General features: G+C 72.5%; 16 protein-coding genes. 7 read left to right on the top strand and 9 right to left on the bottom strand.

Translation table 11 applies throughout. From position 1 onward, the window contains the following. Positions 1–9 precede the first annotated feature (9 nt). Positions 10–834, bottom strand: coding sequence for a helix-turn-helix domain-containing protein (locus ACH4YP_RS41550; RefSeq protein ID WP_398496433.1), 825 nt, complete (start codon positions 832–834; stop codon positions 10–12). A gap of 365 nt (positions 835–1,199) precedes the next feature. On the opposite strand from ACH4YP_RS41550, the gene ACH4YP_RS41545 reads away from it, so the two are divergent. Beyond that, positions 1,200–1,676: an ATP-binding protein gene (locus ACH4YP_RS41545; protein WP_361050137.1), complete on the top strand. Its 477-nt coding sequence runs from the start codon at positions 1,200–1,202 to the stop codon at positions 1,674–1,676. Positions 1,677–1,790: 114 nt separating this feature from the next. On the opposite strand, the gene ACH4YP_RS41540 is transcribed toward ACH4YP_RS41545, so the two are convergent. The 5 genes from ACH4YP_RS41540 to rpmG all read right to left on the bottom strand — a co-directional run bounded on the left by ACH4YP_RS41540 (position 1,791) and on the right by rpmG (position 4,206). Further along, a complete protein-coding gene (locus ACH4YP_RS41540; protein WP_055610780.1) occupies positions 1,791–2,009 on the bottom strand; it encodes a DUF397 domain-containing protein in 219 nt (72 codons plus the stop codon). A gap of 355 nt (positions 2,010–2,364) precedes the next feature. Next, positions 2,365–2,595 (bottom strand): 30S ribosomal protein S18, encoded by a 231-nt coding sequence (gene rpsR, locus ACH4YP_RS41535; RefSeq protein ID WP_361050140.1) that lies wholly within the window; start codon positions 2,593–2,595, stop codon positions 2,365–2,367. 2 nt (positions 2,596–2,597) lie between these two features. Further along, a complete protein-coding gene (locus tag ACH4YP_RS41530; protein WP_361050143.1) occupies positions 2,598–3,773 on the bottom strand; it encodes a GTP-binding protein in 1,176 nt (391 codons plus the stop codon). Next, positions 3,773–4,036 (bottom strand): type B 50S ribosomal protein L31, encoded by a 264-nt coding sequence (locus ACH4YP_RS41525; RefSeq protein WP_361050146.1) that lies wholly within the window; start codon positions 4,034–4,036, stop codon positions 3,773–3,775. The genes ACH4YP_RS41530 and ACH4YP_RS41525 overlap by 1 nt, the downstream gene beginning before the upstream one ends. Positions 4,037–4,041: 5 nt before the next feature. Then, positions 4,042–4,206, bottom strand: a complete 165-nt coding sequence (gene rpmG, locus ACH4YP_RS41520) for a 50S ribosomal protein L33 (protein WP_361050149.1) — start codon at positions 4,204–4,206, stop codon at positions 4,042–4,044. A 65-nt stretch (positions 4,207–4,271) separates the two neighbouring features. On the opposite strand from rpmG, the gene rpmB reads away from it, so the two are divergent. The 3 genes from rpmB (at position 4,272) to ACH4YP_RS41505 (ending at position 5,423) form a co-directional block, all read left to right on the top strand. Then, complete coding sequence (rpmB, locus tag ACH4YP_RS41515; RefSeq protein ID WP_361050152.1) at positions 4,272–4,508, top strand: 50S ribosomal protein L28; 237 nt, start codon at positions 4,272–4,274, stop codon at positions 4,506–4,508. Continuing rightward, positions 4,508–4,813 carry a 30S ribosomal protein S14 gene (gene rpsN, locus ACH4YP_RS41510; RefSeq protein ID WP_361050156.1) on the top strand — a complete coding sequence of 102 codons (306 nt, stop codon included), beginning with the start codon at positions 4,508–4,510 and terminating at the stop codon, positions 4,811–4,813. The genes rpmB and rpsN overlap by 1 nt, the downstream gene beginning before the upstream one ends. A gap of 91 nt (positions 4,814–4,904) precedes the next feature. Further along, positions 4,905–5,423, top strand: a complete 519-nt coding sequence (locus ACH4YP_RS41505; protein ID WP_398496339.1) for a hypothetical protein — start codon at positions 4,905–4,907, stop codon at positions 5,421–5,423. A 65-nt stretch (positions 5,424–5,488) separates the two neighbouring features. Here ACH4YP_RS41505 and ACH4YP_RS41500 read toward each other — a convergent pair whose 3' ends face one another. Then, on the bottom strand, positions 5,489–7,714 hold the full coding sequence (locus tag ACH4YP_RS41500) for an FUSC family protein (protein ID WP_398496337.1): 2,226 nt from the start codon (positions 7,712–7,714) through the stop codon (positions 5,489–5,491). A 196-nt stretch (positions 7,715–7,910) separates the two neighbouring features. Between ACH4YP_RS41500 and ACH4YP_RS41495 the strand changes: the two genes are divergently transcribed. Continuing rightward, positions 7,911–8,474, top strand: a complete 564-nt coding sequence (locus ACH4YP_RS41495) for a DUF4232 domain-containing protein (protein ID WP_398496335.1) — start codon at positions 7,911–7,913, stop codon at positions 8,472–8,474. 24 nt (positions 8,475–8,498) lie between these two features. Here ACH4YP_RS41495 and ACH4YP_RS41490 read toward each other — a convergent pair whose 3' ends face one another. Then, entirely contained in the window at positions 8,499–9,653 is a 1,155-nt protein-coding gene (locus ACH4YP_RS41490) for a DUF2786 domain-containing protein (RefSeq protein WP_398496334.1), read from the bottom strand. 118 nt (positions 9,654–9,771) lie between these two features. Between ACH4YP_RS41490 and ACH4YP_RS41485 the strand changes: the two genes are divergently transcribed. Together ACH4YP_RS41485 and ACH4YP_RS41480 are read left to right on the top strand one after the other, a co-directional pair. Further along, positions 9,772–10,503 (top strand): Clp protease N-terminal domain-containing protein, encoded by a 732-nt coding sequence (locus ACH4YP_RS41485; RefSeq protein ID WP_361050171.1) that lies wholly within the window; start codon positions 9,772–9,774, stop codon positions 10,501–10,503. Positions 10,504–10,611: 108 nt separating this feature from the next. Then, entirely contained in the window at positions 10,612–12,324 is a 1,713-nt protein-coding gene (locus ACH4YP_RS41480; RefSeq protein WP_398496332.1) for a bifunctional 3'-5' exonuclease/DNA polymerase, read from the top strand. Positions 12,325–12,423: 99 nt separating this feature from the next. Here the strand turns inward: ACH4YP_RS41480 and ACH4YP_RS41475 are convergent, their stop codons facing one another. Next, entirely contained in the window at positions 12,424–16,023 is a 3,600-nt protein-coding gene (locus ACH4YP_RS41475) for a BTAD domain-containing putative transcriptional regulator (RefSeq protein ID WP_398496330.1), read from the bottom strand. Positions 16,024–16,199 lie beyond the last annotated feature (176 nt).

Below are 16,199 nucleotides of genomic sequence, written 5' to 3'. Positions count from 1 at the left end.
AGAGCAGATTCAGGAGAGCTGCAGCAGGCCCCTGAGCAAGTCACGGCTCTCGTCGGGACCCGGGCTGTCCTGCTGGAGTTCCTTCATCGCCTTCTCGTACTGCGTGACGTCCTCGCGCTTGTCCAGATACAGCGCACTGGTGAGCTGCTCCAGGTACACGACGTCGGACAGGTCGGACTCGGGGAAGCTGAGCACCGTGAAGGCCCCGCTCTCGCCCGCGTGCCCGCCGAAGCTGAACGGCATGACCTGCAGCCGCACGTTGGGACGCTGGGAGATGTCGATGAGGTGCTGGAGCTGACCCCGCATCACCTCCCGGTCGCCGTACGGGCGTCGCAGCGCGGCCTCGTCGAGTACGACGTGGAAGTCCGGGGCGCTCTCCGACACCAGGTACTTCTGGCGCTCCAGGCGCAGCGCCACGCGCCGCTCGATGTCCGCCTCGCTCGCGCCCTTCATGCCCCGCGTCACGACCGCGTGCGCGTACGCCTCGGTCTGCAGCAGGCCGTGCACGAACTGGACCTCGTAGGAGCGGATCAGGGACGCGGCGCCCTCCAGGCCGACGTACGTCGGGAACCAGCTGGGCAGGACGTCCGAGTAACTGTGCCACCAGCCCGCGACGTTGGCCTCCTTGGCGAGGGAGAGCAGGGAGGTGCGCTCCGCCTCGTCGGCGATCCCGTAGAGCGTCAGCAGATCCTCGACGTCTCTCGTCTTGAAGCTCACCCGGCCCAACTCCATACGGCTGATCTTCGATTCGGAGGCTCGGATCGAGTAGCCGGCCTTTTCCCTGGTGATGCCGCGCGACTCGCGCAGCCGCCTCAGGTGTGAGCCGAGCAGCATGCGCCGTACCACCGATCCCGACTCCTGCGCGCTCACGTTCGTCCGCCTCCCCAACCCGTCTTCAAGGGCCGCAGTCTGCCACTAAAACACTCCAAGCAGTACTCGTTCGATTACAGAAACGGCAAGGTTTCAGCGAGGACACACAGGAATCGGCAAGGAGAAGACAAGCCAGACACGAAAAAGCGGCAAGAAGGTCGCGGAAAAAATGACCAAGAAGCGGTATGGGAAGGTCCAATTCGGGCACGTGCACGTGCATCTGCCCTTGCATCTGCCGAAAGCATTCGGAACGATGGTCTCGCGCCACCGCTGCATCGCAACGACCGCGAACCCCGGGAGTGCCTCGCATGGGGACGAATGGATCGACCATGCTCGAGCCGTTACGGCAGGGGCTTCCGCCACTGGACCCCGCGTCCGTGTCCAACGCCGCCTCCTGCGCCCTGCCACCCCGTTACGAAGCGGTGCGCGACGCGCGGCAGTTCACCCGCCGCACGCTGGACCAGTGGGACATCGGCAACCGCTTCGACGACGTCTGTCTGGTGGTCTCGGAACTCGTCACCAACGCGCTCAGGCACGCCCTGCCCGCGGACACCCCGCGCCCCGGCGACCAGGACGCGCCCGTGCGGCTGCACCTGATGCGGTGGACCGAGAGACTCGTGTGCGCGGTGCGCGACCCCAGTCACGACAGCCCGGTCGCGGGTGACTCCGAGGACTTCTCGGCGGAGTCGGGCCGCGGGCTGTTCCTGGTCGACTCGTTCGCCGACGGCTGGGGATGGCACCCGCTGGCCGGCACGCTCAACGGCAAGGTCGTCTGGGCGCTGTTCCGGCTGAACCCTTCCGCGTGAGGAACCGCGGCGCTCTTTCGCGCCGCGGTTCTACGCGCGTCACCGGACGCTCACGGTCCGTGAACATCCCTGATCGGGGCGAGTCGCCCGCACCGGCCGGCCGTCCGCCCGCCGTCAGCCCGCGATCAGGTGGTCGAACTCGCCGTCCTTGATGCCCAGGAGCATGGCCTCGATCTCGGCAGGCGTGTAGATGAGGGCGGGCCCGTCGGGGAAGCGCGAGTTGCGCACCGCCACCTCGCCGCCCGGCAGCCGGGCGAACTCCACGCAGGAGCCCTGCGAGTTGCTGTGCATGCTCTTCTGCCAGGCCGCTCCGCGCAGCTCCGTGGCAGCCATGCCGTTGTACACGTCGTGGTCCACAGGTCGCTCCCCGGTGGTGCATTGGCGTCTGTTGCCAGTGATGCAGTGTTGGTCAACTGCCCGGATCATAGCCGCTCTTTCACATGCAGTTGCATGAGCAGATGCACGTGCACGGGGGGTGGTCCTGCGGTTACACGTTTGACGGTCCCGCGGGCCGAATCGTTCCAACGCATGCCCCCACATGGGTAAGGGACGCGTTCCGGGCCCGTTGTGTTCCAGAACGGCCCCCTCCCGCCCATGAGATGAATGGGAAGGAGGGGGCCGTGAGGGTCGCATGTGCACAGTGGGGCAGGCGGGTCGGGTCGTGGGGGTCTCGGGGTCGGCCGTGGGCCTATCGCGAGGAGTACGGCAGCAGGGCCATCTCCCGGGCGTTCTTGATCGCGCGGGCCAGCAGCCGCTGCTGCTGGGCGCTCACCCGCGTGACCCGCCGGCTGCGGATCTTGCCCCGGTCGGAGATGAACTTCCTCAGCAGGTCCGTGTCCTTGTAGTCGATGTACGTGATCTTCGCCGTGCCCAGCGGATTGGGGCGGGGCGACGGCTTGCGGTCGGGCTTGCGGGGCATGGTCAGACCTCCAGGAGGGAGTCGAAGGCGGGCGGGAGCTGTTTCCAGGCGGTGCGGCCGGCGGCGTACTCCGCGTCCGTCAACAGGCAGGACTCCAGGAGCAGTTCGACTCCGTCGCGGTCGAGGCCGGGTGACGTGAAGACGAGGTGCTGGCAGCGGTCGCCGTGCTCCGGGTGCCAGTCGAGCGCGGCAGCGGCACGGCGTACCGGCGGCACCAACTCCCAGGCCGCGTCGGGCAGGGAGGCCAGCCAGGGCCCCGCGTTCTCCACGCACAGGGCGCCTCCCGCGGCGTCCCAGTGCAGCAGCGTGTCGGGCCGGTCCGCGAGCCAGAACCGCCCCCGGCTGCGCGCCGCCGCGCAGCACAGATCCTCCAGCGCCGCGTACAGCCGCTCCGGGTGGAACGGCCGCCGCCGGTGCCATACGAGCGTGGAGACCCCGCACTCGTCCGCCTCGGCCGGCAGCAACGCGCAGGCCGGATGTTGAGCGGCGGCGGCCGCCTCCACGTCGAAACCGCCGAAGGCGGCCTCCGCGAGCGGGTGTCGCCCGGGCTCCCCGTCGGCTCGGACCGCCAAGTCGCCGTTGCCTATCGGAACTTGGCGGGCCGTCGGATGGAGTTGGGCCAGCAGTGCGCGGTCCTCGTCGTCGGCGTCGTCCGAGGTGGCGAGGGCCAGGACGGGCGCGTACTCCAGCTGGCGGGCGAAGGTGTCGGCGACCGTGCGCCGGTCGGTGGCGGCAGCGGCGAGGCCCGCTTCGGCGAGGTCGTCGCCGTTGCCGAGGTAGGGCAGCACCAGGGCGGGGTCGACCGCCGTGATGACGCCGGTCAGGCGGAGCTCCGCGCCCGCCATCGCCTCCGCCACCACCTCGGCCATCGCCTTCGGCTCGACCGAGTCCCAGAGTTCGACGATCGCGAGCCGGGTCCGCCCGTCCGCCGCGAGGCGCTCCAGCTCGGGGACCAGGTCCTCGCGCAGGGCGCAGCACGCGCAGTCGTTGACGAGGGGTGCCTCACCGGCGGAGACGATCCCGGTGCGGTCGCGAACGGTGCGAACAACCGTGCCCTGTACGGCCGTTGCCAGGTCGTGGTGGAGCGCCACCGACCCGGGCACCTCGGCGAGCAGCCGGTCCACGGCCGCCCGGCGGGCATCGGCGTGCAGCCCGCCCACGATGGCGACGGACAGCATCACCGCTCCCCGCGTCGGCCGAACCGGCGCTCGAAGCGCTCCACGCGGCCGGCCGTGTCCATGACCCGGGCCGTCCCCGTGTAGAAGGGGTGGCTCACGTTCGAGATCTCGACGTCGACGACCGGGTAGGTGTTGCCGTCCTCCCACTCGATCGTCTTCCCGCCCGCCCCGGCGACGAGGGTCGAGCGGGTCAGGAAGGCGTGGTTCGCGGCCCGGTCCCGGAAGACGACGGGACCGTACTCCGGATGGATCTCCTCGCGCATGACGCTCAGCGCTCCTCTCGGAAGTCGACGTGCCGGCGGACGACCGGGTCGTACTTGCGCAGGGTCATCCGGTCGGGGTCGCTACGGCGGTTCTTGCGGGTGACGTACGTAAAGCCGGTCCCGGCCGTGGACCGGAGCTTGACGACCGGACGGAGTTCGTTGCGTGCCATGTGGCTAGTATATGAAAATGGATCCCATTATCGTTAGCGGGAAAACAGAGAGGTACGTCACTCACATGTCCGCGCACTGCATGCTGACCGGGGCCCGTCCGGGCTTCGGCAACTCCATCTCCCACTCGCACCGGCGCACGTCGCGCCGCTTCGACCCCAACATCCAGAGCAAGCGCTACTGGCTGCCGGGTGAGGGCCGCTTCGTACGGCTGAGGCTGAGCACGAAGGGCATCAAGACGGTCGACGTCATCGGTGTCGAGGCCGCCGTGGCCCGGATCCGGGCCCGTGGGGTGAGGGTCTGATGGCCAAGAAGAGCAAGATCGCGAAGAACGAGAAGCGGCAGGAGGTCGTCGCCCGGTACGCCGCGCGACGGGCCGAGCTGAAGGAGATCGTCCGCAGGCCGTCCTCCACGGACACCGAACGGTCCGCCGCCCGACGGGAGTTGGAGCGGCAGCCGCGTGACGCGAGCGCGACGCGCGTACGCAACCGGGACAGCGTGGACGGGAGGCCGCGCGGGTACCTGCGGACGTTCGGGCTCTCGCGGGTGAACCTGCGGGAGCAGGCGCACAAGGGGTTCCTGCCGGGGGTGCGGAAGTCCTCCTGGTAGCTTGCTGGCGGTCGTTCCCGGTTGCATCGGCGCCACCGGCGGTACCCGGCGGGTACCGGCGACTCGTCCGGCCAGACCCTTGGGGGCTTCAGTGACTTCGGCGACCATCTCGCGCGGGCAGGCGCGGATCGCGGCCGCGGCGGCGGGGCTGGTGGCCGCGCTCGTCCTGACGACCGGTTGCAGCAGCGACGACGGCGGGGGCGACGACTCCCCGTCCTCCACCGGCGCGGCACCGACCGGGTCGGCCGACACCGGCGGTGGTACGGGCGATACGGGCGGTTCCGGCAAGGGCAAGGCCGGGGCGCTGGAGGGCAGTTGGCTGGCCACCAAGAGCGGCAAGGCCGTGGCGCTGGTGATCACCGGCAAGGAGGCCGGGCTGTTCTCGACGGGCGGATCCGTGTGCACCGGCACCGCCGGTGAGAAGTCGGGCATGGAGATGATCGAGCTGGAGTGCTCCGACAAGAACAAGGACCGGACCGAGGGCATGGTCGACTCGGTCGACTCCACGACCCTGAAGGTCACGTGGGAGGGCTTCGGCGAGGAAACGTATACGAAGGCGGAGGGCGGGAAGCTCCCGTCCGGACTGCCTACGGCGGGTCTGGGGTCCTGAGACCCGAGTCCGGGGGCCTCAAGGCCCGGTTCGCGTCACGCCGGGTCGCGTCGCGCACGTTCGCGTCAGCGGGTCGCGGGATCCTTCGGGTTTCGCGGCCCGTCCGGCTTTTCGGGGGCCGTTCCGTCGAGCGTCATGGGCGGTACGGCCGTGTCGAGGGCCTCGGAGAGTTCGGTGAGGGTGTCGAGGACGAGGGTCGCGGTGTTGCGTACGACCTTGTCCGTGCCCTCGGTTTCCCAGGCGTCCAGGGCCTCGCGCACCGCGTCCCAGGTGGGTACCCGGCGCTCGCGGATGGCCTTCGCGCCCTGGTGGGTGGACTCGCGCAGGGCGTCGGCGAAGCGGGCGGCGGGCGGTACGGGGGTCGCGCCGCGTTCCGGGAGGTGGGCCTCCAGGAGCATGGCCACGCGGCCCAGTTGGGCGAGCGCGTCCTCGGCGTCGTCGGCCGCGGTGCGGGAGAGGCCGCGGTGGCGGACCGGTTCGGCGGTCGCGCGGGCCACCGCCGCGTGCCAGGCCGCGCGGGCGGTACGGGCGGTGAGCAGGGCCTCGCGGACGTCCGGCGCGTTGCTCGCGGACGGGTCGGCGTAGGAGCCGAAGACGGCGGCCACGTACAGGCCCTGCGTGGCCAGCCAGTCCGCGAGGCGAGTGCGCAGGCGCGGGGTCTCCCAGGCCGGGTAGACGGCGTACGCCAGCATCGCGAGGAATCCGCCCATGAGGGTGAGCAGGACCCGTTCGGGCACGGTCTGGGTCCACTCCTCGCCGCCCATGCCGAGCAGGAAGACGACGTACGCGGCGATGCAGGCCTGGGTCGCGAACTGGCCCGTGCGCATGAGGAGGTACATGAGCGCGGCGCTCGCCACGGCGAGTGTGCCGGAGAGGAGCGTTCCGGGGGACGCCGCCTGTACCGCGCCCGTGGCCACGGCCACGCCGATGACCGTGCCGGCGAGGCGGGCCACGGCCCGGCTGTACGTCTGGGAGAAGTCCGGACGCATGACCATGACCGAGGTCAGTGGGGCCCAGTAGCCGTGGCCGAGGGGGAGCCAGGCGCCGAGAATGTAGCCGGTGGCGGCCACCGCGGAGACGCGGGTGGCGTGGCGGGTGATGGGGGAGCCGCGGTGGAGCTCGCCGCGCATCGCTTTGAGGGCTTTGGGGATCAGGGCGAGGAAGGTGGGGCGGCTTCGGGTTGTGGGGCGGCTTCGGGTTGTGGGGGCTGAGCGCGCCCCCGCGGCGGAGCCGCTTGTGTCACGGCCCCGCGCCCCTGATGGGGCGCCCTCCTGCGGGGCGTCTTCCTGTGGGGCGTCTTCCTGTGGGGCGCCCCCCGCCGTCTCCACCACGTCCTGGAGGAGGGTGTTGAGGCGGGTCATCGCTCGGTACGGGGCTCCGGTGAGGATGCTGCCGGTGTCCGGGGTGCGGAAGGTGGCGAGGGCCGCCGGTGGGGCGGAGACGGGCTCGCCGTGGCGGATGGCGTGGGCGGCGGCGTCGAGGAGGGCGGCGGCGGAGGCGAGGAGTTCGCGGACGCGGTCGCGGGCGGGGCCTTCGGACGGGACGCCCATCGCGGGGTCGGCGAGGGAGGCGAGAACGGGACGGATGCGTTCGGCGATACCGCGGGCGCCGTGGAGTTCGGCGGGGCGGCGGCGGGCCTGGCGCGGGGTGACGGCCGCCGCGTTGCGCGCCTCCATCAGGGGCTGCGGGTCGAAGGACGCGACCGGGTCGTGGCGCAGCCGGCGCGCGTAGTCGGCCTCGGCGGCCAGGGCGTCGGCGAGCGCGTCGCGGTGGGCGCCCCAGCGTCGTACGGGGAAGAGGACGATCAGCGCCGCCTGCACCAGGCCGCCCACGATCATCATCGCGGCATGGCCCGCGGCCTGGGCGACGGAGGTCGGCAGGGTGACCGTCACCAGCATGATCGCCACGTTCGAGGAGGCGATCAGGCCGATGGTCGGGCCCGCGGCCCAGCTCATCCCGGCGGCGAAGGCCCACACCACCAACAGCGCGAGGAAGAGCGGCTCCTTGGAGATGGTGAGGTAGCCGAGGAACGTGGACACGGCGAGGCTCGTGCCGGAGGCGATGGCCAGTTCGGGGCGGGGGCGCCAGCTGCGCTGGAACGTCGCGATCGCCGCCTGGAACGCGCCGAAGGCCGAACTCGCCGCGGCCGCCGGGCCGAAGAGCCACAGGCTCAGCGCGATCACGATCGCGAGTCCCGCGGCTCCGCGCACCGCGATGAGCGGTTCGAGCCGCTTCCTCTCCACGGTGATGCCGGAGCGTGCGGTGTCCTTCAGCGCCCGTCGCCAGCTCACCGCGCCAGCGTACGCCGCGCGATGACCGTGATCGATGACCAATGGCCAATGGTCGGGGGGTGGGGGTCGGAGACCGATGGCCGGGACCGATGGGCGGGACCGGAGACCGATGGCCGATGATCTACGAGCACCGCCACGCTCCAGAAGTTTCCGCGAGCCGGACCCCGAAGCAGGTCCCGGAAGTCAGAGGTAAGCCATGCGCGCCCGACCGATAGCCGTCTCCGCACTCACCGCCCTCGTGGCGACCCTCGCTCTGACCGCATGCGACGACGGCGGCAGCGGTGACAAGGGGGGCGAGGGGGACAAGAAGACCGACCGCTCGGCGTCCCCCGCCGGCTCCACCGCGTGCGAGGCGGACCAGGTCGGACAGGAGGTCGCCGCGAGCGAGGCCCCGGCCGCCGGTGACACCGGGAGCGTCTCCGTCACCCTCACCAACCGGTCCGGCGGCGACTGCACCCTGGAGGGCTTCCCCCGCGTCGACCTGACCGCGGGCGGCACCACCTGGTCCCTCACTCCGGAGAAGTCCGCGAAGCCGGAGAAGCTGACCCTCAAGCCGGACGAGACCACCGCCTTCACGATCACGTATGTACGTGGACCCGCGGGCGACGCGACGAAGGGTGCCGCCGTGAAGACCGTGAAGTTCGGCCTGCCCGGCGCGGGCGCCGACCTGTCCTTCCCCTGGAAGTACGGCGAGGTCGCGCTGCGGAGCGAGAGCGAGCCGGACGCCTCGGTGGGCCCGATCCAGCGCGCCGGAGACTGAGCCACCGCCCCACGATCGCCGTGGTCACCGCAGTGGCGGCCGTGCCCTCACCTGGGCGCGGTCCGCCGCTGCCGCGCCTTCCTCCCAGCCGGCCGCGTCGTTCACCCCGCGCAGCCTGGTCGTGACCGTGGCCGGGAACATCCGCTCCGTCTCGTCCGTGACCGCCACGTCCCGGGCCGCCAGAACGGGCAGCAACTCCCCCTCTCCGGCCTTCACTTGCCCCTCCGTCGCCTCCGCCAGCCGGTCGCCGATGCGATGGGCGTACGCGGCGAGGAAGGACTGCCGGAAGGACTTCGTACGCTTCCTGCCACCCGCACGCTGTGCCGCCTCCGCCCTCGTCATCGCGGCGGTGGCCTGCACGAGGAGCGAGGTGTAGAGGAGTTCGACGGCTTCCAGGTCGGGTTCGAAGCCGACGACGGTCGAGAAGCCGAGGGCCTCGTTCCAGACCGCCCGGCAGCGGTTGGCGCCGGACACCGCGTCGAGGAGCACCGCCTTGGCCGTCTCGTAGGGCGGGTCGACGCCTATGCGGCAGGCGCCGGGCGCGTCCTTGGCGTGCGTACGGACCGCCAGCAGCGCCTCGTCGATGCTGTGCCGCGCCATCAGCTCCTGCGCCTTGGCGCTCAGCGCCTCCGCCTCCTCCGGGAACCCGGTCGCCTCGGCCTTGGCGAGCAGCGCGCGGATACGGGTGAGCATGCGGGAGTCCTTCGGGGCACCGGCCGTCCCCTTGGGCGCGTCAACGTCCAGCGGCTCGACGGAGGGCAGGCGGAGCAGCAGCCGGTACAGCCCCAGCACGGCGGTGGCGTACGAGAAGCGGTCGGTGCGGGGTTCGGCGCGGGGCGGTGCCTTCGTCCCGGCCGCCCCGGCGGTCAGCTCTTCGAGCTGTGCCGTCCAGCGCGGGCCGCGGGGCTGCCGGTTCCGGCCGCTCTCGTCGAGGATCAGCGCCGACACCAGGCGTACGTGCACGTCGTCCAGTTCGCGGCGCACGATCCGTACGACATCGGCGGGCTGCCAGCCGCGCCGCCAGGCTCCCCCGACGAACTCCTCGCCGCGGCGGGCCAGTTCGGCGTCGGACGCGGGGTCGGAGGCGAGGAGCGAGGCACCGGTGTCGAGGGCCGCGTCGGTGTCGGCGTAGAGGGCGGCCTCGAAGGCGCGCTCCACGGTGCTGGGCGTACTGCTCATTCCTCGATCGTGTCACGCGTCGGGGCGGGGCCGGCCCCGGCCCGGGACACCTCCGAGCAGGCACAGCAGGTGTCAACTCAGGGTTGACACCCCTTCACTGTCAACCTAAGGTTGACACATGACCACGAATCCACGTGCCACCACCTCCGTACGCCTCGACGATCTGATCGAGGCCATCAAGAAGGTCCACGAAGACGCTCTCGACCAACTCCAGGACGCGGTGATCGCGGCGGACCACCTCGGTGACGTGGCCGACCATCTGATCGGTCACTTCGTGGACCAGGCCCGGCGATCGGGCGCGTCCTGGACGGACATCGGCAAGAGCATGGGCGTCACCCGGCAGGCGGCCCAGAAGCGGTTCGTGCCGAAGGCGGAGTCGGACCTCGATCCCAGCCAGGGCTTCAGCCGCTACACGCCACGGGCCAGGAACGTGGTGATCGTCTCCCAGAACGAGGCCAAGAACGCGGGCAACGACCTGATCCGCACCGAGCACCTGGTCCTCGGTCTGATCACCGAGTCGGAGGGCCTCGGGGCGAAGGCGATCACCGCGCAGGGCGTCACCCTGGACGCCGTGCGCGAGGCCGCGACCGCCGCCCTGCCGCCGAGCGCCGAGGACGTACCCGCGCTCATCCCCTTCGACAGCGGCGCCAAGAAGGCCCTCGAACTCACCTTCCGCGAGGCCCTCCGGCTCGGCCACAACTACATCGGCACGGAGCACGTCCTGCTCGCGCTGCTGGAGCACGAGGCGGGCGCGGGCCTCCTCAGCGGGCTCGGCGTCGACAAGGCGGCGGCCGAGGCGAACGTCGCGGAGGCGCTGGAGAAGGTGCGGAAGTCCCTCCAGGAGGACTGACCGGCCCGACCACCGGGCACTGCTAGCGCCCTGTGCCGGACACGGCCCTGGACTCGCGGGACTCGCGGTTCGGGGCCGTTGTCAGACCCTCCTGCGAGACTCGCAGTCATGACCGACCGGTGGGCTCTCGCGCCGGCCGAGGACGGCGGCGCCGAGCTCGCTCCCCTCGGCCTCGACGGGCTGCCCGCCGGACCGGTCCTGCGGGAACCGGATCTCGCCGAGTCCGTACGGTCCCGGCCGGACGTCGTCCGTTGGGTGTGGCGGTCGACGACCGAGGTCTATCCGCGGCTGCGCGACGCGGGCGTCCGCGTGGAGCGGTGTTACGACATGGAGGCCGCCGAGACCCTCCTCCTGGGCCACGAGGGACGGCTCGGCGAGCCCCGCTCGGCCGCCGCCGCCCTGGCGAGACTGCGCGGCGGTCCCGTGCCGCCCGATCCCCCGCAGCGCTCCGCCGAGCCCGGTTCGCAGTCCTCCCTCTTCGAGCCCCGCCCCGTCCACGTACCGCTGGAACAGCTCATCGAGGTGTACGGGGACCAGCAGCGAAGGCACGACGCGGCCGAGCACCCCGGGCGGATGCGGCTGCTGACGGCCGCCGAGTCGGCGGGCATGCTCGTGGCGACCGAGATGAACGCGTCCGGGCTGCCGTGGAGCGCGGACGTGCACCGGGAGGTGCTGCACGAACTGCTCGGCGAGCGGTACGCGGGCGGGGGCGAGCCGCGCCGCCTCGCCGAGCTCACGGACGAGGTGTCGGCCGCGTTCGGGAGACGGGTGCGGCCCGATCTGCCCGCGGACGTCATCAAGGCCTTCGCACAGGCCGGGATCAAGGTCAGATCCACCCGGCGCTGGGAGATCGAGACGATCGACCACCCGGCCGTGAAGCCGCTCGTCGAGTACAAGAAGCTGTACCGCGTCTGGGTCGCCCACGGCTGGTCGTGGCTCCAGGACTGGGTGCGGGACGGGCGGTTCAGACCGGAGTACCTGGCGGGCGGGACGGTCACCGGGCGCTGGGTGACCAACGGCGGGGGCGCGCTGCAGATCCCCAAGGTCATCCGGCGTGCCGCGGTCGCCGACCCCGGCTGGCGGCTCGTCGTCGCGGACGCCGACCAGATGGAGCCGCGGGTCCTGGCCGCGATCTCCCGCGACCCCGGCCTGATGGAGGTCGCCGGGCGGGAGACCGACCTCTACCAGTCGGTGTCCGACCGCGCCTTCTCCGGCGACCGCGCACAGGCCAAGCTCGCCGTCCTCGGCGCGGTCTACGGCCAGACCTCCGGCGACGGCCTCAAGAACCTCGCACTGCTGCGCCGCCGCTTCCCCAGGGCGGTGGCGTACGTGGACGACGCGGCGCGGGCCGGCGAGGAGGGGCGGCTCGTGCGGACCTGGCTGGGGCGGACCTGCCCGCCGGCGGTGGGGTCCGACTCCTCGGGGGAGGAGGCCGGGATTCCGGACAGCGAGCAGACCGGCGTCGTGCCGGTCGAGGGCGCCGAGCCCGGGGGCGCCCAGGACTGGGTGCCGGGGTACGCCTCCACCAACTCCCGCGCCCGGGGCCGCTTCGCGCGCAACTTCGTCGTCCAGGGCAGTGCCGCCGACTGGACCCTCCTCGTGCTCGCCGCACTCCGCCGCACCTGCCGGGACATGGCGGCCGAGCTGGTCTTCTTCCAGCACGACGAGGTGATGGTGCACTGCCCGGCGGCTGAGGCGGACACGGTCGTCGAGGCCATCCGGGAGGCGGCGGAGCTGGCGGGGCGGCTGACGTTCGGGGAGACACCGGTGCGGTTTCCGTTCACGACGGCGGTGGTGGAGTGCTACGCGGACGCCAAGTGAGCGCTCACGGCGCAGCCGCCCGCGCCTGCGTGCCCCCGTGGGTCCGGGCGGGAAGGGTCCCAGCAGGAGCACTCCCCGCCCGTGCGTGATGAGACCCGCTCAACTCCCCGGCGCGGAAGGCCCGTTGAGCCCGGTCAGCAGTAACTCCCGCAGTTCGTCGGCCACCGTGCTGTCGGTGCCGTCCAGGTCGTCGAGGGCCAGTTCCCACTGTTCGTACGCCTCGTCGGTGCGGCCCGCCGACCGGTGCAGCAGGCCCTGCTGGTGCCGGGCGAGACCGGCGGTGTAGCGGTCGGCGCGCTGTTCGGCGCGGGCCAGCAGCAGGGCGCACTCGCGGGCGGCCCGCTCGGTGCGGTCGAGGCCGCGCAGCGCACGGACGAGACCGAGGCGGGTCTGGGAGCCGCTCTGCCAGTCGACCCCGTTCGAGACGCTCAGGGCGCGGTCGAAGTGCTCCAGCGCGCGGGCCGGTTCGCCGAGTGTGAGGTGGGCGTACCCGATGTTGCAGTGCCCGGACTCACGGACCCGGGAGTCGCCCATGGTCTCGCCGAGCGCGAGGCTCCGCTCGTGCCACTCGATGGCGGCGCGCGGGTCGGAGTGCTCGTAGAGGTTGCCGAGGTTGCTGTAGGCGACGGCCTCGCCGTCCAGGTCGCCCAGTTCCCGTGCCAGCTCCAGGCTTTCCCGCAGGGCGAGTTCGCACTCGACGTACCGGCCCAGGCTCTCCAGCAGCAGCCCGCGGTTGTTCAGGCAGCGCTGGATGCGCGGGACGACGCCGAGGCCGCGCCAGCGCGTGAGGGCCTGGTCGGTCAGGACGAGCGCCTTGCCCGCCTGCCCCTGCATGAAGTGCAGGCCCGCCAGGTCGGACAGCGCGATCGCCTCGGCGGCGTCGTCCCCGAGCCGCCGCGCCACGGTCAGCGCCCGCCGCCCGAGCACCGCCAGCTCGCGCAGCCGGCCGCGGCGCTGCAGATACGGGAAGAGGGCTCGTACGAGGACGGGGACCAGCGGGGACGCGGCGGCACGGCCCTCGACGAGCGCGACGACGTTCGCCACCTCGCGGTCCCCCCAGGCGATGGCCTCGGCGGCGGACGCGAACGGCACGGCCTCGTCGCCCGTGGCGCCCGCACGCTCCGACTCAGCCGTCTCTGCCGTCTCTGCCGTCTCTGCCGTCGTCGCGCCGAGCCGGTTGTCGCGGTCGACGCCGGAGGGGCTCAGAGCCGGTACGCACCGGCGGGCGGAGGCGATGTACCAGTGGAGGGCGATGTCGGTGGGGTCGGACTCCGTGAGGCCGGGGTCCTCCCCCTCCGCCGCCTCGCGTGCCGCCTCCCGTGCCACCTCGCGGGCGAAGTCGCGTACGAGGTCGTGCGGGGTGTAGCGGCCGTACGTCGTCTCGTCGAGGAGGGCGACGTCGACGAGGCGGTCGAGGGCGGCCTCGGTGCGGCATTCACCGGTGCCCAGGAGTCGGGCGAGGAGCGGGACCCCGTACGTCGGCAGGTCGAGCGCGCCGATCCGGCGCAGGGCGAGGGCGGCGTCCCGGTCGGCCTCGCGGTCCGAGGCCCGCAGCGCGTCGAGGGCCACCGCGAGCGAGCGGCGCACGCTGAGGTCGTCGTACTCCAGGTGGTGCAACCGTCCGTCGCTGGCGGCCAGTTGACCGGCGAGCGCGTCCGGTGTGAGGACCTGGCGGGCGGCGAGCCGGGCCGCGACGATCCGCAGTGCGAGCGGCAGCCGTCCGGTGAGGCCGACGAGCGGGTGCGTACCGTCGAGGCCGTCCCGTCCGGAGACGGCCCGCAGCAGTTCGGCGCTCTCCTCGTCGGAGAGGGGGGCGAGCGGGAAGCGGGTCACGCCGTCCAGCGCGGTGAGGGGCGAGCGGCTGGTGACGATCACCGCGCAGCCGGGGCCGGCCGGCAGCAGCGGGCGGACCTGGGCGGCGTTCACGGCGTCGTCGAGTACGAGCAGGGTGCGGGTGGGCGCAAGGAGCGAGCGGAGCAACGCGCTTGCCGCGTCCGGGTGTTCGGGGACGCCCCGCGGTTCCACGCCCAGGTCGCGGAGCAGGGCGGCGAGGGCCTGCCCGACCGTGAGCGGCGGCACGCCGGGGGTGGCCCCGTGCAGCCGTACGTACAACTGGCCGTCCGGGAACTCGGCCCGCAGCCCGTGCGCCACCTGCACGCCCAGCGCGCTCTTCCCGACCCCCGCCATGCCACTGACCACGACCACGCGGGGGTGCCCGCCCCCGGCCGGGACGAGCGCGGCACGCAGCCTGCCGACGGCCTCGGCCCGACCTGTGAAACAGACGGGGGCGGGAGGGAGTTGGGCGGGTCGGGGGACGGGGACGGGTCCCTTCCGGGCGGCGGCCGGGGCGGCCGAAGGAGGCGGCGTGGGCGAGGCGGCCTCCGCGGAGGGCGCGTGGTCGGCTTCGCGCCGAGCAGTGCGGCTGAGGGCGGGCTCGGCGGGCAGCGGGGCGGAGATGCCGTCACCGTCGGCGGCCCGCCGTTCGGTGGAGGCCGCCGCCTCGGTGACACCGAACTCATCGTCGGCATACGCATCCGCAGACCGGCCGGAGACGCCGTCGCCTCCGGCGGCCTGCCGCCCGGTGGGGGCCGCTGTCCCGCCGGGAGCCGCCGCATCGGCGGCACCGACCTCGCCTCCGGCGGACGCATCCGCGCCCGAACCCGAACCCGCCGCTGACGTCAGCCCCGATCGCGACCGGGGCCCTGCCTCTGTCGCCGCTCCTCCCCCTGCTCCCGGCTCCGCTCCAACCCCTGTCCTCGACCCCATCTCCGCACCCGAATCCTGGTCCCGCAGGATTTCCATGTGGGCCTCGCGGACCGTGAGGCCCGGTTCCACGCCGAGTTCGTGGATGAGGGTGCGGCGCAGGTCTCGGTGGACGGCGAGGGCCTCGGCGCGGCGGCCCGTCCGGTAGAGGACCATCATCAGCTGGCGGTGGAAGGCCTCGCGGAGGGGGAACTCCGCGACCAGCGCGGCCAGTTCGGGTGCGAGACCGGAGAGCCGTACGCCCCCGTCGGACACCCCGCGGCCCAGCTCCAGCTCAGCCTCGTACCGGCACTCCAGGGCGAACAGCCGCGCCTCCCCCAGCCGTTGGACGAGGGAGAGTCCGCCGAACCCGGGAGGCATGCCGGCCAGCGGGGTGCCGCGCCACAGCCCGAGTGCCGCCACGGCCTCGGTCACGGCCCGTTCCCAGTCCCGCCGCGCGTGTGCCGCACGGGCGGCACCGATCCGGGTCTCGAAGAGGCGTACGTCCAACTCGCCTTCAGCGACGTGCAGTTGATAGCCGGGCGGTACCGACCGCAGCCGGTCCGGGTCGTCCAGGAGGCGTCGCAGCCGGGTCACGTGGTTCTGCAGCGACGCGTGCGCGGAGGCGGGCGGTGTCCCGCCCCACAGCGCGTCCTTGAGCACATCGACGGAGACGACCCGTCCCGGTTCCAGCAGCAACGCGGAGAGCAGTACCCGCCCCTTGGCGCTGCTCACCGGCCGTGGCACACCATCGGCGCCGTACACGACGATCGGTCCGAGAAGCCCGAAACGCAGCCCGGACGGCAGCCCGGCCCGCGGAGCGGATCGCTCTCCGGAACCCGGCACGGATATCGCCCCGGGCGACGGCCCGCCCGGGCGGCCGGACGATCGGCCTCGGCGCGACCCGGCGCCCCGCTCCGACCGCTGTCCGCCGCCCACCTGTCCGCCTCTTCCCATCGGCGGCCGTCAACGGCCTGAATCCGCCGCTCCCGCCACCTCCCAGGCGAAACTCTGTGCCTCGCCACACCGTTCGCCCCATGTTAGCGATCGGTTGGCGTGGCCTGATTTGATCACTGTTCGGACCCGGTCGTTCCGGTACGCGGTTGGCGTCGTAGGTCGCCGCGGCTCGGGGG

Origin of the sequence: Streptomyces sp. NPDC020747 (assembly GCF_044334695.1) — a bacterium.
Lineage (GTDB): Bacteria > Actinomycetota > Actinomycetes > Streptomycetales > Streptomycetaceae > Streptomyces.
The sequence above is the reverse complement of the archived record's forward strand: the minus strand, read 5'-3'. Positions and strand labels throughout refer to the sequence as shown.

Bases quoted from the DNA above. Each gene is read 5' to 3' on its own strand.
- rpmB (WP_361050152.1), top strand. From the start codon at position 4,272: ATGTCCGCGCACTGCATGCTGACCGGGGCCCGTCCGGGCTTCGGCAAC.
- ACH4YP_RS41540 (WP_055610780.1), bottom strand. From the start codon at position 2,009: ATGGCTGCCACGGAGCTGCGCGGAGCGGCCTGGCAGAAGAGCATGCAC.
- ACH4YP_RS41480 (WP_398496332.1), top strand. From the start codon at position 10,612: ATGACCGACCGGTGGGCTCTCGCGCCGGCCGAGGACGGCGGCGCCGAG.
- ACH4YP_RS41525 (WP_361050146.1), bottom strand. From the start codon at position 4,036: ATGCGCGAGGAGATCCATCCGGAGTACGGTCCCGTCGTCTTCCGGGAC.
- ACH4YP_RS41495 (WP_398496335.1), top strand. From the start codon at position 7,911: ATGCGCGCCCGACCGATAGCCGTCTCCGCACTCACCGCCCTCGTGGCG.
- ACH4YP_RS41545 (WP_361050137.1), top strand. From the start codon at position 1,200: ATGCTCGAGCCGTTACGGCAGGGGCTTCCGCCACTGGACCCCGCGTCC.
- ACH4YP_RS41530 (WP_361050143.1), bottom strand. From the start codon at position 3,773: ATGCTGTCCGTCGCCATCGTGGGCGGGCTGCACGCCGATGCCCGCCGG.
- ACH4YP_RS41550 (WP_398496433.1), bottom strand. From the start codon at position 834: ATGCTGCTCGGCTCACACCTGAGGCGGCTGCGCGAGTCGCGCGGCATC.
- ACH4YP_RS41485 (WP_361050171.1), top strand. From the start codon at position 9,772: ATGACCACGAATCCACGTGCCACCACCTCCGTACGCCTCGACGATCTG.
- ACH4YP_RS41475 (WP_398496330.1), bottom strand. From the start codon at position 16,023: ATGGGAAGAGGCGGACAGGTGGGCGGCGGACAGCGGTCGGAGCGGGGC.
- ACH4YP_RS41490 (WP_398496334.1), bottom strand. From the start codon at position 9,653: ATGAGCAGTACGCCCAGCACCGTGGAGCGCGCCTTCGAGGCCGCCCTC.
- rpmG (WP_361050149.1), bottom strand. From the start codon at position 4,206: ATGGCACGCAACGAACTCCGTCCGGTCGTCAAGCTCCGGTCCACGGCC.
- rpsN (WP_361050156.1), top strand. From the start codon at position 4,508: ATGGCCAAGAAGAGCAAGATCGCGAAGAACGAGAAGCGGCAGGAGGTC.
- rpsR (WP_361050140.1), bottom strand. From the start codon at position 2,595: ATGCCCCGCAAGCCCGACCGCAAGCCGTCGCCCCGCCCCAATCCGCTG.